11 protein-coding genes and 1 tRNA gene are annotated in these 13,952 nt (G+C 41.8%); 9 read left to right on the top strand and 3 right to left on the bottom strand.

All coding sequences use genetic code 11. The features are described 5' to 3' along the window. Positions 1–81 precede the first annotated feature (81 nt). Positions 82–154, bottom strand: a tRNA-Phe gene (locus Q0064_RS10440). A gap of 96 nt (positions 155–250) precedes the next feature. Here Q0064_RS10440 and Q0064_RS10435 point away from each other — a divergent pair. The 6 genes from Q0064_RS10435 (at position 251) to Q0064_RS10410 (ending at position 6,085) form a co-directional block, all read left to right on the top strand. Then, on the top strand, positions 251–985 hold the full coding sequence (locus Q0064_RS10435; protein ID WP_298148124.1) for a type III pantothenate kinase: 735 nt from the start codon (positions 251–253) through the stop codon (positions 983–985). Further along, the gene (locus Q0064_RS10430; RefSeq protein ID WP_298148122.1) at positions 978–2,228 is read left to right on the top strand and encodes a hypothetical protein; all 1,251 of its coding nucleotides are present in this window, start codon (positions 978–980) and stop codon (positions 2,226–2,228) included. The genes Q0064_RS10435 and Q0064_RS10430 overlap by 8 nt, the downstream gene beginning before the upstream one ends. A gap of 2 nt (positions 2,229–2,230) precedes the next feature. Then, positions 2,231–2,773 carry an LPS export ABC transporter periplasmic protein LptC gene (gene lptC / locus Q0064_RS10425; RefSeq protein WP_298148120.1) on the top strand — a complete coding sequence of 181 codons (543 nt, stop codon included), beginning with the start codon at positions 2,231–2,233 and terminating at the stop codon, positions 2,771–2,773. A gap of 1 nt (position 2,774) precedes the next feature. Continuing rightward, positions 2,775–2,984, top strand: a complete 210-nt coding sequence (locus Q0064_RS10420) for a hypothetical protein (protein ID WP_298148118.1) — start codon at positions 2,775–2,777, stop codon at positions 2,982–2,984. Between the two features lie 104 nt (positions 2,985–3,088). Further along, positions 3,089–5,182 (top strand): peptidylprolyl isomerase, encoded by a 2,094-nt coding sequence (locus Q0064_RS10415; RefSeq protein WP_298148116.1) that lies wholly within the window; start codon positions 3,089–3,091, stop codon positions 5,180–5,182. A gap of 450 nt (positions 5,183–5,632) precedes the next feature. Beyond that, a complete protein-coding gene (locus Q0064_RS10410) occupies positions 5,633–6,085 on the top strand; it encodes a hypothetical protein (RefSeq protein ID WP_298148114.1) in 453 nt (150 codons plus the stop codon). A gap of 435 nt (positions 6,086–6,520) precedes the next feature. Here the strand turns inward: Q0064_RS10410 and Q0064_RS10405 are convergent, their stop codons facing one another. Both Q0064_RS10405 and Q0064_RS10400 read right to left on the bottom strand, forming a co-directional pair. Beyond that, a complete protein-coding gene (locus Q0064_RS10405) occupies positions 6,521–7,429 on the bottom strand; it encodes a GYDIA family GHMP kinase (protein ID WP_298148112.1) in 909 nt (302 codons plus the stop codon). Then, positions 7,426–8,748, bottom strand: coding sequence for a hydroxymethylglutaryl-CoA reductase, degradative (locus tag Q0064_RS10400; RefSeq protein ID WP_298148110.1), 1,323 nt, complete (start codon positions 8,746–8,748; stop codon positions 7,426–7,428). The genes Q0064_RS10405 and Q0064_RS10400 overlap by 4 nt, the downstream gene beginning before the upstream one ends. 118 nt (positions 8,749–8,866) lie before the next feature. Between Q0064_RS10400 and Q0064_RS10395 the strand changes: the two genes are divergently transcribed. The 3 genes from Q0064_RS10395 to lysA all read left to right on the top strand — a co-directional run bounded on the left by Q0064_RS10395 (position 8,867) and on the right by lysA (position 13,936). Further along, positions 8,867–11,032, top strand: a complete 2,166-nt coding sequence (locus tag Q0064_RS10395; RefSeq protein ID WP_298148108.1) for a S9 family peptidase — start codon at positions 8,867–8,869, stop codon at positions 11,030–11,032. An 18-nt stretch (positions 11,033–11,050) separates the two neighbouring features. After that, positions 11,051–12,559: a peptide MFS transporter gene (locus Q0064_RS10390; protein WP_298148107.1), complete on the top strand. Its 1,509-nt coding sequence runs from the start codon at positions 11,051–11,053 to the stop codon at positions 12,557–12,559. Positions 12,560–12,730: 171 nt separating this feature from the next. Then, positions 12,731–13,936, top strand: a complete 1,206-nt coding sequence (lysA, locus tag Q0064_RS10385; protein WP_298148105.1) for a diaminopimelate decarboxylase — start codon at positions 12,731–12,733, stop codon at positions 13,934–13,936. The last annotated feature ends 16 nt before the right edge of the window (positions 13,937–13,952 follow it).

Below are 13,952 nucleotides of genomic sequence, written 5' to 3'. Positions count from 1 at the left end.
TTCCGATAGCTATCGGAAGAACCAGGGACACGACTAAAAACAAAAAACCCTTGAAATCATTAAGAAATCAAGGGTCGGATGTGGTACCTCCAGGAATCGAACCAGGGACACACGGATTTTCAGTCCGTTGCTCTACCAACTGAGCTAAGGTACCTTGCTAATGCGGGTGCAAATATAACCGAGTTTTTATTTGTGCAAAAGAAATCTTTAAAAAAATTCATTTGTAACTTGCCGTCCTAGCTGTAAAAACATGTTACTACTCGTTGATCACGGAAATACACGCATCAAATTACACCTAACATCCGATGGGCAAAAATTTGATACTACGACGGTTAGCCACGATTCGTTTCCCGATGAAACTGCCGAGCTACTGCGTAAACATCCAAATGTTAAAAATGTTGTTTTTAGTTCCGTTGCTGCCGATTTAGTACCTTTTTTTCAAAATTCCTTTCCGAATCTCGGCATTTTTGATGTCGCCCATCTGTCTAATTGGCCATTTATTAACCGATACACCACTCCTGAGACGCTCGGAATCGACCGAAAAGTTCTTGCCGCCGGCGCTACTTTACTGGAAAAAGGAAAATCGTGCTTAATTATAGATGCCGGAACGTGTATTACGTACGACTTTCTATTGCCCGATTCTTCTTATTTAGGAGGTGCGATTTCACCGGGCTTGCACATGCGATTTCGCGCGCTACACGAATTTACTGCTAAACTTCCGTTGGTTTCGAACGTTCAAGAAACAGCTTTGATCGGAAATAGTACAATAACCGCGATACAATCGGGTGTAATAAATGGAATGGTAGCCGAAATAATTGGAATCATTAACCGTTATAAGGAGCAGTATGCCGACTTTACGATAATTTTAACGGGCGGGGATGCCGAATTTTTGGCAACCCAATTAAAAAATGGCATATTTGCCGATTCAAATTTCATGCAGCGAGCTTTGTATGCACTGTACCAATTTTACAACCCTAATGATTAAACGAATTCTGCTGTCAGTGAGCCTTTTTATGAGTTTAGTTGCTCACGCTCAAAACGGAACACCTTCTATCTATTCTTTTTACGGTATTGGAGAAGTCACCTTCCGTGGTTCTGTTGAAAACAGATCAATGGGCGGCGTGGCCGTGTTTACCGACAGTATTCACATCAATTTGCAAAACCCGGCTTCATACGGCGGCTTGAAGTTTACCTCATTTTCGGTTGCAGCAACCAATAACAAAACACGTTTCCAAACAAATACTATTAACGACGAAGCAGGAAGAACAAGTATCGATTACCTAGCCTTTGCTATTCCAGTAACAAAAAAGTTCGGAGCAGGTATCGGATTGATGCCTTTTACCTCGGTTGGATATAAAATTCAAACCTCCGCTTCCGAGACAAACCCAGCAAATCGCAGATATTCTGGTTCTGGAGGTCTTAACCGGGTGTTCTTTTCATTGGCCTATAATTTTTCCGAAAACTTAAGTTTTGGAACCGATTTTCAGTACAATTTCGGAGAAATCGAAACCAGTACGTTGGCCACTATACCGGGTGTACAATTGGGAACACGTGAGTTAAGTTTGTCGGCTCTCTCAGGCTTTACCGTGAATACCGGATTGATGTATCAACGAAAAGTAGGCAAGAAAAATAGGCTTTACACCAGTCTGACTTATTCTCCTAGTACTTCCTTAAAGCTAGATAACAGCAGATTTATTGCAACAGTTTTAATCACTGCAAATGCCGAGACTGTTGATTCAGAAACTGAGGTTAACGTAGCAGATTCCAGATTGAAAATGCCTCAACGATTTACCTTTGGTGCAGGCTTCGGCGAAGAGCGTCATTGGTTGATAGGTACAGAAATTGCGCTTACTTCTAACAACGGTTTCGCAAACAGGTTCTCAGATATTCAAAACGTGGATTACGAAAACGGCGCGAAAATTAGTTTAGGAGGTTATTACATTCCTAAATACAATGCCTTTTCGGGATACTTTAATAGAGTTACTTATCGTGTGGGTGCTCGTTTTGAACGAACCGGACTTGTCGTCAACAATAAAGACATAGAAGACAGAGCAGTGACTTTTGGTTTCGGATTGCCACTACGCGGAACCTTTTCAAATATTAATTTGGGTTGCGAAATTGGGAAGCGCGGTACAACTGCAGCGGGTTTGGTTCAGGAGAGATATACAAACATATCAATCAGTTTATCGCTAAACGACCGCTGGTTTGTTAAACGTAAGTACGACTAATCGTGAAATTACATCATTTGCTTTTGTTTCTGCTTGTTACAGCGACATTCACGGCCTGCGAAGATCGAATCAAAGCCGTGAACAAAAGTAATTTAGCAACTTTCACGCCGAGTGGTGAAGCCGATTCCCTGGCACTCAAATATACCGATTCAGGGCGCATTACCGCCGTTCTCGCAGCAAAGCAAATGCGCGATTTTGCAACCGTAAAGCATCCTTTTACAGAATTTCCGAAAGGAATTGATCTGACTCTTTACGATAAAAAGGGAAAAAAGACCTTTATTACGGCGCAATATGCTATTTCTTATAGAGGAAGCGATTTAATTGATTTGCGAAAAAATGTCGTAATTCGATCCGAAGAAAGCCAAAGGTTGGAAACCGAACAACTGTTCTTCGACCAGAAAAATGGCTGGTTCTTTACCGAAAAACCGTTTTTATTCACCGATCCCGAAGGCGGATCAACTCAAGGAACTGGAATCGATTTTAACAAAGACTTTAAGCGAATCAATTACCAGCAAGTTCGAGGACAAATAAACAAAGCAGAATAAAATGAAATTTCTAAGATTTACTCAATACGTTTACTTAGTTGCCGCAGCTTTTATGGCTTACCGAACTACACAATTATGGAATAGCGGTACCGACGAGCGCTACTTATACCTCCTTTTTACCTTTGCGGCACTTGGAATGTTCTTTTTTAGACAATGGTATTTCAAAAAATTTGAGGAAAGAGCAAAAAAAAATCAGCAAAAACAGCCGTAAATTAAGGCTTATAGACACATTGTAAAAAATAAAAATTTACCCTTGCCGTAATTTGGCAGATAATTGTATTTTCGCAGACTGAATTTAAAAATAAGAGAGAAACTATGGCAGTTTTATCCAAAATTAGACAGCGTTCGTTTTTACTCATTGCAGTAATCGGATTTTGTCTTCTCGCTTTTATCGTAGGTGATATCTTTCAAAGCGGTGCGTTTAGTGGCGCTTCGCGATATGTTGGTACAGTAAACGATGAAGAAATAAGCTTCGAAGATTTCAATAAAAAAGTAGTTAACCTTGAGAAAAGTCAGCAAGGAATGACCACTACACAAGCGGCTAATCGTATTTGGGATCAAGAAGTTAACATCGTGTTGCTAACTGAAGAGTTTGAAAAGCTCGGTATCCGTTCTTCTGAAGAACAAATCATGGATATTCTCAAGCAAAGTCAAGATATCGGACAAAATCCTATGTTTGTTAACGCAAACGGTTTATTTGACCAAAAGAAATTCGACGAGTTTCTAACTTCAAATCCTGAAGCGGCAAAACAAATAGCAGAAAGAAAGAAAGAAGCAGCACTTAATGCTAAATTCCAATCGTACGGAAGCATGATTCGCGGCGGAATGTACACACCTGCTTTCGAAGGAAAATTGAAGTATAAGCTCGAAGCTGATAAAGTTTCTTTCGACTACGTACAAGTTTTGTATTCTTCAATCAAAGATTCGGACGTAAAAGTTTCTGACGAAGAAATTATCGCAGAAATGCGTAAAGATCAAAAGCGATTCAAAGCTGAGGAAAACATAGAGTTAGAATACATTCTCGTTGAAGATAAACCGTCGGCAGAAGATGAGGCAGAGGTTAAAAACGCCATCAATAGCCTCATGGCACCTCGCGTGGAACTTAACGAAGAAACCGGTAAAAACGATACGATTCCGAGTTTCATGAACGCGAAAAATACAGAGGAATTCGTTTCAGAAAATTCAGATATTCCTTACGATTCTTCTTATATTGCTAAGAACCGTTTGCCAGCTGAACACGCAGAAGCGTTATTTAATTTGCCAGCGGGTTCTGTTTACGGGCCTTATATGTTCAACGGATATTATGCAATATCTAAAGGAATGGGTCGTAAAGCAGGAGCAAACGCTCGTGCATCACACATATTACTTGCTTACAAAGGAGCGATGCGCGCACAGCCAAATGTAACCAGAACCAAAGAAGAAGCTGCTGCAAAAGCCGCCGAACTTCTTAACGAAGTAAAAGCGAATCCAAACAACTTTATGATGCTCGCTATGGTAAATAGCGACGACAGTTCTAAACAAAATGGTGGAGATCTTGGTTATTTTGAGCCAGGACAAATGACTACCAAGTTTAACGACTACGTTTTTAACAATCCAGTAAACTCTGTTGGTTTAGTTGAGACCGAATTCGGATACCACATTATTAAAGTAACCGACAAGCAAGATGCTGTTCGTTTAGCTACAATTGCTCGTAAAATCGAAGCGTCTGAGGAAACAAACGACAAGAACTTTGCAACCGCTTCAAAAATCGAGAACGATTTAAAATCGAAATCAATTGCTGAAGTAGCAAAAACCTACAAACTTACTGTTGCGCCTGTGGTAAAAGTACAACCAATGGACGAAGTTGTTGGAGCACTAGGAAATCAGCGTCAGATTGTTCGTTGGGCGTACGATGATGGAAACGAAGTGGGTTCTTTCAAAAAATTCGATATTCCTAATGTAGGAAATGCTATTGTAAGCATTAAGAAATACAATGAGGAAGGTTTGATGGCGCTCGATCAAGCACGCCCGATGTTGGAGGTAAAATTAAAGAACAAGAAAAAAGCCGAGCTCATCAAAGCGAAATTGAAGGGTGCAAACCTTGCTGCTATGGCTGCTGCTAACAAGACTACCGTGAAAGTAGCAACTGATGTAACAATCGAAGCAGGTGTACTCGAAGGTGTTGGTCCGGAACCACGCGTAATTGCAACGGCAATGGCACTGGGCGCTAACAAATTGTCGGCTCCAATCGAAGGCGTTTCAGGTGTGTATGTAGTAAGTGCAAAAGCAGTTACTGCCGCGCCTGCTATAAAAGACTTTAAAGATTATGTAGCTAAACTACAAGCTCAGAACGGAAGCGCACCGGGACGAATTTTGAACGCACTTAAAGATGCTGCCCAAATCGAGGATAACCGCAGATTGTTCTTCTAATTATCGGCAACATACCTAATAAGAGTCCTGCTTTACGCAGGACTTTTTTTTGCACTACCCTCGGTTTATCATTCTATTTTGGGCGGCACTTCCGGCTGTTCGCTGCAAGCTTGCCACCGCTGTACGGCAAAAACTAAAAACCGCAGGAGCTTCCGCTGGTCGCTCTGCGGTTTTTGTTTTTGCACGCACCGCGTTTGGCAAGGCTTTTCGCTACCATCCGGGCCGCAAAGTCGTTACCGGCGTTTCGTTTGCTGATAAAACCTTACCAAAACACTCGAATTTTAACAAACGTAATATTGCAATATTACCACAGGCAAGACATTGAAAATGAAATTTTGTGTTTCGGTATTCGTTGGATGATTAATTAACGCTTTATGAATTACATTAACGATTCTTAGGCAACGTCTCTCGCGGCCGTGATGGCAGTGAAAATAAAACTGTAGCGGCAACGTGTGGTGGCGTTTTTTGCACAGCGACCAGCGGAAGCTGTGCGAAAGACTGCCAGCACCGGCGCCGTGCGGTTTTATTGCAACGAACAGCGCGAAATGCCGCCCAAGAAATTTGTCAATTCTTTTTTTGTCTCGTTTACCCCAAATACTTGGACTCGAATACTTGCAAAGTTTTTTTTATAAACTATGTGCCTATGTGTTCCAGCAAAACCAGCGCAACGAGTTTTTAGTTGCCAAAAAACTATGTGCCTATGTGGTCCGCGTAAACCAGCAAAACGAACTTTTGGTTTACAAAAAACTATGTGCCTATATGGTCAGCCGCAACCAGCAAAACCAGCAGTTTGTGTTAAATAAACTATGTGCCTATGTGATCAGCCGTAATCAGCAAAACGAGCTTTTAGTATCCAAAAAACTATGTGCCTATGTGGTCAGCCGTAACCACCAAAACCGCTAATTTATGGTTAATTAACTATGTGCCTATGTGGTCCGCCGCAACCAGCAAAACCAGCAGTTTGTGTTAAGTAAACTATGTGCCTATGTGATCAGCCGTAACCATCAGAGCAGGTATGTGGTAAATCACTATGTGCCTATGTGGTCAGCCGCAACCAGCAAAACGAGCTTTTAGTATCCAAAAAACTATGTGCCTATGTGGTCAGCCGTAACCACCAAAACCGCTAATTTGTGGTTAATTAACTATGTGCCTATGTGGTCAGCCGCAACCAGCAAAACGAGCTTTTGGTGGTCAAAAAACTATGTGCCTATGTGGTCAACCGTAAAAAAAGGTTATTACCTGCGCACTGTTTGCTGCCCCGCGAGTTCTCTAAATCGATCAAGTGTTGTGTTGCTCCTTGCCGAAGTGTTTCCAAGACCAGTTAAAAAAGTTGTTTGATTAAACATCGAACAGCTCGTCAAAAGCTAGGCATGTAGCAAAACCTTTCGCGGTAAAGTACTGCTGTGGTGGTGCTTCGGAGAGTGCTAAAACAAAGTCGCCTCCCCATGCTCCCAAACTCTTTATCACACTCGGATAGTCGCTGAAAAGTTGTGCTTTTATGGTCGGAATTTGGAGTTGTGCCGACAGTAAATCCTCGTGTCGTTGCAGTAAATCTGCTAAGTCCGCAAATTGGGTTGTTTGTGCTACAGCGCTCGTAATCGCGGAAACGGCTTCAAGAAACACCGTGCTTTTCGGCAACTGCTTGTATTGTGCAATCGCCGACCGACTGTTTTGTTTCTGATTCAAATGCACAAAATACATGTGATTTTTTAGTTCTGTTGGAAAATTAGCCGATCGAATTTCGCGACCTTTTGGGATTTTCCGGTAAAAAATAGGTCCGTTTGCTGTCGCGCACGCCACGTCGTATCCGCTACCGCCAAAAGTAGCATCGGATAGTTCAAATACATCGACACCAACGTATTGCGCCACCAAACTGATCAGCGTGGAGCTGCTTCCCAATCCCCAGTTATTTGGGAATTCCAGCTGTGTGCTAAATTTCTTTCCAAAAAGTGGTGCGGTTGTTTTGCGTTTTATCGCCTGATTTAATACGTTGGCCAAGGCTTGTCGTACCGGATCGGCGATTTGCGTTGCATTTTCAAGATCTTCTTGGGTAAACCGCGTGTCGAGCCATTTTTCGCCTGCAGCATTGTAGCTTTCCCAGGCTATTTTTTGTGTGTCTTCAAACTCGCTTACTCGCAATCGCTGTCCCAATTTTGTGGGAATCGCCAGTGCAAGCGCTCCGTCTAGTACCGCGTATTCGCCTGTGATGAGAAGTTTGCCGTTTGCCCGATACATCTGTTCGTTCATGACTGGCGGAGCTTATCGATAAACTCGTGAACACCGGCGTGCGACACCGCTTTTCCGTTAAACTCTGCCTGAACTGCTTTGCGTTCTTCGCTGTTTGCTTCAAGCTGATTTAAAATATTGTTGAGGTGCATTTTCATGTGTCCGGCCTGAATTCCTGTCGTTGTTAACGAGCGCAGTGCAGCGAAATTTTGTGCCAAGCCCGTAGCGGCAACTATCTCCATGAGTTGTGCGGCACTCGGATTTTTAAGCAGTTCCAAACTAAATTTTACCAGCGGATGTAACGACGTTAAGCCGCCAACGGTTCCGAGAGCCAACGGGATTTGTAATCCAAACGTAAACTGTGTATCGGTAAGTTCGCAAAACGACAACGAGCGGTATTGCCCATCGCGCGATGCGTAGGCATGTGCAGCGGCTTCGATGGCGCGAAAATCGTTGCCAGTAGCTAAAACCACAGCGTCGATACCATTCATGATTCCTTTGTTGTGTGTCACGGCCCGGTATGGTTCGGCTCGTGCTATATCGACAGCCATTTTAAAGCGCTTGGCAAAAAGTTCCGGATCGTCGATTCCTTTATCTTTCAACTCGGCAATCGAGCACGACACTTTAGCTTCGACCACGCAATTGGTCACGTAATTAGAGAGTATGCTCATAATAACGTCGAGTTGTCCGTTGAGTTTATCGGCTTCGCGCCGCATCACAGCTGCAAATTGTTCTAAGCAACTGTTTATAAAGTTAGCACCCATCGAATCTTTGGTGTCGAAAGTTGCGTGGAGTTGGTAATAATTTGGAAGTTTATCGGTAGCGTTTCGAAGTTCAATGGCTAAAATTCCGCCGCCTCTTTTCTCCATATTTTTGGTGATGAAAGCGGTTTCTTGGCGGAAAAGCGACTGGCAATTTGCGAACCAATCTTGTAATTCGTTGCTTGCTCCGTTATAGGTAAAGTGTACTTGTCCGATTTTTTCCTGACCGATAATTCGAGTGGAGAATCCGCCGCGCGTTTTCCAAAATTTGGCGGCTTTGGCAGCAGCAGCCACCACCGAACTTTCTTCGATGACCATCGGCACAAAATATTCGTTGCCATTTATCGAAAAATGGGGCGCGACACCCAGCGGTAAGTAAAAGTTACTGATGGTATTTTCGATGAAATCGTCGTGAAGTTGTTGCAACTTTTCGTCGGTGTTCCAATAATTTCGAAGTACGTTTTTTGCGAGCGTGGGTTCTTTGAAAAACGAAGAAGCAATAAAATCTATTTTTTCCAACTTGCTTAACTTCGAGAAGCTTGCTGCAGAATCTGTCATTTTAAACGAATTAAGTTGCAAAGATACAAGATATCGTAGTTTTTAACAGTTTTATTCTGATGTCTGAACGCTTATTTTATGCCCATTTATAGCTTTTGCACCCTTTTTTTTACTAAAATTGACACTTTAATTCGTTTCTATGCGCAACAGCAAATTTTTGTATCTCTTTTTAGTGCTAACCACGTGGGTTTACGCACAAAAACAAATCACAATTGATCAAATTTATCGGGGCTATTTTAGAACCGAAAATCTAGAAGAACTTCAGGTTCTCCACAAATCCAATACCTATGCGGTTTTAGAAGAAGAAGGCAGTAGTATGTCGATAAATCTGTATGATTTTGCGACTCGTAAGAAAATTGAAACCATTTTCGGTACGGCTACATTTCCAGAAACTAAAGCAGGCATCGACGGCTTTCAATTCAGTGAAGACGATAAATACATTTTGATAACCGCGGGATCAACGCCTATTTATCGACACTCCTTTCTTGCGCGTTATTTTCTGTACGACACGGTTTCCAAGCAACTAACTGCCATTACAGAAGATTTGATTCAAGAGCCGCAATTAAGTCCGGATGGTTCGAAAATTTGTTTTGCTCGAGAAAACAACCTGTATCTTTTTGACGTTCGAAGCAAAGCGGTTAGTGCTATTACAACCGACGGTGTAAAAAACAAAATCATTAACGGTATAACCGACTGGGTTTACGAAGAAGAATTTGCCTTTGTGAAAGCCTACCAGTGGAGTACCGACAGTAAAACGATCGGATTTATTCGCTTCGATGAATCTGAGGTTCCTGAATTTACCATGAATGTGTACGGACAGAATTTATATCCCGGTAACGAAACATTTAAGTATCCAAAAGCTGGAGAGGCCAATGCTAAAGTGAGTTTACATCTTTTCGATGTGGCGCAGCAGGCAACCAAGAAAGTGGATTTAACGGGATACACCGATTTTTACATTCCGAGAATAAAATGGAGCGCTGATGCCCGCTTTTTGAGTGTACAGATTTTGAACAGACACCAAAACAAACTCGATTTTTATTTTGTAGATGCACAAACAGCCGAAAAAAAATTGCTGTTCACCGAAACCGATAAGGCATATATTGATATTACCGATAACTTAACTTTCTTATCTAAAAACCGCTTCATTTGGAGTAGTGAAAAAGACGGCTTCAATCATTTGTACTTGTACGGGAGCGACGGTAAACTAATCAACCAAATTACACAAGGAAATTGGGAAGTAACGGCTTATTATGGTTTTGACGAAAAAACGAAGCGTGTTTTTTACCAATCGACTGAGGAAGGTAGTATCAATAGAACGATCAGCAGTATTGGAATCGACGGCAAGAATCGAAAAAAGTTATCGCAGCAAGTGGGTACCAACGGCGCCACGTTTAGTCCGGTGTTTACGCACTTCATTAATAATTTTCACGACAGCGCAACACCTCCACAGGTTTCGTTAAACGATGCGGTGACTGGAAAATCGATTCAGGTTTTGTTGCGAAACGAGGCTTTGCGTTCGCGCGTAGCCGAATTCAAAATGCCGGAAAAGGTTTTTATGACCGTGAAGTCGGCAGACGGACAAGATTTAAATGCATGGATGGTAAAGCCAACAGATTTTGATGCGAAGAAGAAGTATCCACTTTTTATGTATCAGTATTCGGGTCCGGGTTCGCAACAAGTGAGCAACAGCTGGAACGATTACGACGATTATTGGTTCAAAATGTTGGCGCAGCAGGGCTACATTGTTGTTTGTGTTGACGGTCGTGGCACCGGTTATAAAGGCGCTGCATTTAAGAAGTGTACGCAAGGCGATTTAGGAAACTTAGAGGTTCAAGATCAGATTTTTGCTGCTAAAAGCTTGGCAAAATTCGACTACATTGATGCCAATCGTATTGGAATTTTTGGCTGGAGTTACGGCGGATTTATGTCGGCAAACTGTTTGCTCAAAGGTTCCGACATCTTCAAAATGGCTATTGCCGTGGCACCAGTAACTAATTGGCGTTTTTACGATTCGATTTACACGGAACGTTATTTGACTACTCCGCAGGAAAATGCGAAAGGTTACGATGATAATTCGCCGATTAATTTTGTGAAGCAACTGAAAGGAAAGTTTTTATTGGTTCACGGAACGGCAGATGACAACGTACATGTACAAAACTCAATGCGCATGATCGAAGCATTGGTGCAAGCCAACAAGCAATTCGATTGGGCGATTTATCCCGATAAAAATCACGGTATCTACGGAGGCATGACTCGTATACAGCTTTACAATAAAATGACAGACTTTATTAAGAATAATCTTTAACCAACCAAAACTCTTTACATGGAGCAAACTCAAATAAAAACCGGACATCCAAAAGGACTTTATTTCTTGTTTTTCACAGAAATGTGGGAACGATTTAGTTACTACGGCATGCGTGCCATATTCATTCTGTTTATGACCAAAATACTGCTAATTTCTGACGCTGATGCGTCGGAGATTTATGGCAGTTACACCGGACTGGTTTATTTAACACCACTTCTAGGGGGGTATTTATGTGATCGCTTTTTAGGGAACCGACGAAGTATTGTTATTGGCGGTTTGTTAATGGCAATAGGTCAGTTTTTGATGTTTCTAAGTGCATCTGCTGGTGCCGATGGCGGTGTGGCTTTAATGTGGGCCGGATTAACGGCAATCATTATTGGTAACGGATTTTTCAAACCAAATATCTCTACGATGGTAGGGCAACTATACCCTGCGAACGACCGTAGAATTGATAGTGCTTTCACTATTTTTTACATGGGAATAAACTTGGGCGCATTTTTCTCGCCTTTAGTTTGTGGTTCGATGGATTTTAAATGGGGATTTTTAGCTGCTTGTATCGGAATGCTTTTGGGTCTTGGCGCATTTGTGATTGGACAAAAGAAGTACTTGATTTCTGAGGAAGGAAAAGAAATTGGCTTGCCTGTGAAGAAATTAGATGTTCCGAATATTTTAGCGATAATTGGATCTATTGGTATCATCTATTTTATGCTGAATTTTAAGACGTTGTTTCAAACGGATGTTGATATTATCAGTTATTTCATTTACGGAGCGATGATTCTGATGCCAATTATCATTTTGACAGATAAATCATTAACCAATGTTGAAATGCAGCGTATTGTTGTGATCTTGATTTTGGCTTTCTTCGTGATTTTCTTTTGGGGAGCGTTTGAACAGGCGGGTGCTTCACTGACTTTATTTGCAGATAGACAAACCGATCGTGACTTCTTCGGGTTTGAAGTCCCTGCGAGCTGGTTTCAATCTGTCAATCCACTTGCGGTAATTTTATTAGCTCCTGTTTTTACTTTGATTTGGGGCTTTTTGTATGTCCGGAAATTGGAGCCGAGTTCGCCAAAGAAGATGGCACTTGGTTTAGCATTAGTTGCCTTAGGATATGTAGTAATTGCTTTTGCCGTGAAGGGAATAGGAGCATCGGATAAAGTTTCCATGTGGTGGTTGTTTGCGCTATACGTAATTCACTCTATGGGCGAATTGTGCTTATCTCCAATTGGTTTATCTATGGTTTCTAAATTAGCACCGTTACGCCTATCATCGCTGCTAATGGGAACTTGGTTTTTGGCAAATGCGGCTGCAAATAAATTTGCAGGTACATTAAGTGCGTTGATTCCACCGACAGCAAATCCCGACGGATCAGCCGTCACTGATTTCCCTAGTATAGTAGGTTTTCAAATTACTAACTTGTACGAATTCTTTATCGTTTTCATTGTAATGACTGGCGCTGCAGCAGGAATATTGTTTTTCTTGTCAAGCTTTTTACAGAAGAAAATGCACGAAGAAGTTCAAGCATAAAAATCATTTTTCTAAAAATTCCAAAAGCTGCCTTGCGCAGCTTTTTTGTTTTAAAAAGAATTTATTTTCTTGAAATTGTTTCAAAAAACACAATTTGTTTTAAAATGTTGTATTTTGTTGAAAAATTTGAAGAACTACTGTGCTCTCTTACTTTTGCCAAAATTTTGATCTATGGAAAACCAGCAACTGCAACAAATTGCAGAACAATTCCCTTTGCCGGCGTATGTGTACGATAGCGAGAAAATCATTGCGCAGTACAACCGCTTGCGTCAGGCTTTTTCGAAAATCGAACAATTGCGGATTAACTATGCTGTAAAAGCACTGTCGCATACAGCTATCATTAAATTGTTTAAGAGCCTAGGTGCAGGTTTAGATACTGTTTCCATTCAAGAAGTACAATTGGGTTTGTATGCCGGAATGCAACCTGAGCAGATTATCTTTACGCCCAATGGTGTTTCGCTTTCCGAAATCGAGCAAGCTGCCGCTTTAGGTGTTCAAATAAACATAGACAATTTGTCGATTCTCGAGCAGTTCGGAGGCAAGCATCCGCAACATCCGGTTTGCATCCGAATTAATCCGCATGTGATGGCTGGCGGAAACAGCAATATTTCCGTCGGACATATAGACAGTAAATTCGGTATTTCCATTCATCAGTTGCCGCATGTGCTGCGCATTGTGCAAAACACTGGTATGCATATAAACGGCGTGCACATGCATACCGGTTCGGATATTCTCGATATCGAAGTATTTTTATATGCAGCCGAAATCTTATTCGATACGGCAAAACATTTTCCAAATCTCGACTTCCTGGATTTCGGAAGCGGTTTTAAAGTGCCGTACAAAAAAGGAGATATCGAAACAGATATCGAAGAACTAGGTCGTAAGCTCAGTAAACGCTTTTTGCAATTTCAAAAGGAGTACGGAAAGCCGCTAACTTTAGCATTCGAACCCGGTAAGTTTCTCGTAAGCGAAGCGGGAACGTTTTTAACGCGCGTAAATGTGGTGAAACAAACAACCTCTACCGTTTTTGCTAGTGTTGACAGCGGTTTTAATCACTTAATTCGGCCGATGCTTTACGGTTCGCAACACCACATTCGCAATATTTCTAATCCGAAAGGAAAGGAACGCTTTTATACCGTTGTGGGCTACATCTGCGAAACCGATACGTTTGCAACCAACCGCCGCATTAGCGAAATTCATGAAGGCGATGTTTTGGCTTTTCACAACGCGGGTGCGTACTGCTACAGCATGTCGTCGAACTACAACTCGCGGTACAAGCCGGCGGAAATTTTGATACATAAGGGGCAACCGCTCCTAATCACGAAACCAGAATCGTTCGACGATTTGATTCGAAATCAGATAGATATTGAGTTGTAGTTTTTTATTGTAGGAA

This window comes from Flavobacterium sp., from assembly GCF_027490375.1.
Taxonomy (GTDB): domain Bacteria; phylum Bacteroidota; class Bacteroidia; order Flavobacteriales; family Flavobacteriaceae; genus Flavobacterium.
The sequence above is the reverse complement of the archived record's forward strand: the minus strand, read 5'-3'. Positions and strand labels throughout refer to the sequence as shown.

Excerpts from the sequence above, each read along its gene's own strand:
- lysA (WP_298148105.1), top strand. The coding sequence starts at position 12,731 with ATGGAAAACCAGCAACTGCAACAAATTGCAGAACAATTCCCTTTGCCG.
- Q0064_RS10430 (WP_298148122.1), top strand. The coding sequence starts at position 978 with ATGATTAAACGAATTCTGCTGTCAGTGAGCCTTTTTATGAGTTTAGTT.
- Q0064_RS10435 (WP_298148124.1), top strand. The coding sequence starts at position 251 with ATGTTACTACTCGTTGATCACGGAAATACACGCATCAAATTACACCTA.
- Q0064_RS10405 (WP_298148112.1), bottom strand. The coding sequence starts at position 7,429 with ATGAACGAACAGATGTATCGGGCAAACGGCAAACTTCTCATCACAGGC.
- Q0064_RS10390 (WP_298148107.1), top strand. The coding sequence starts at position 11,051 with ATGGAGCAAACTCAAATAAAAACCGGACATCCAAAAGGACTTTATTTC.
- Q0064_RS10395 (WP_298148108.1), top strand. The coding sequence starts at position 8,867 with ATGCGCAACAGCAAATTTTTGTATCTCTTTTTAGTGCTAACCACGTGG.
- Q0064_RS10420 (WP_298148118.1), top strand. The coding sequence starts at position 2,775 with ATGAAATTTCTAAGATTTACTCAATACGTTTACTTAGTTGCCGCAGCT.
- Q0064_RS10415 (WP_298148116.1), top strand. The coding sequence starts at position 3,089 with ATGGCAGTTTTATCCAAAATTAGACAGCGTTCGTTTTTACTCATTGCA.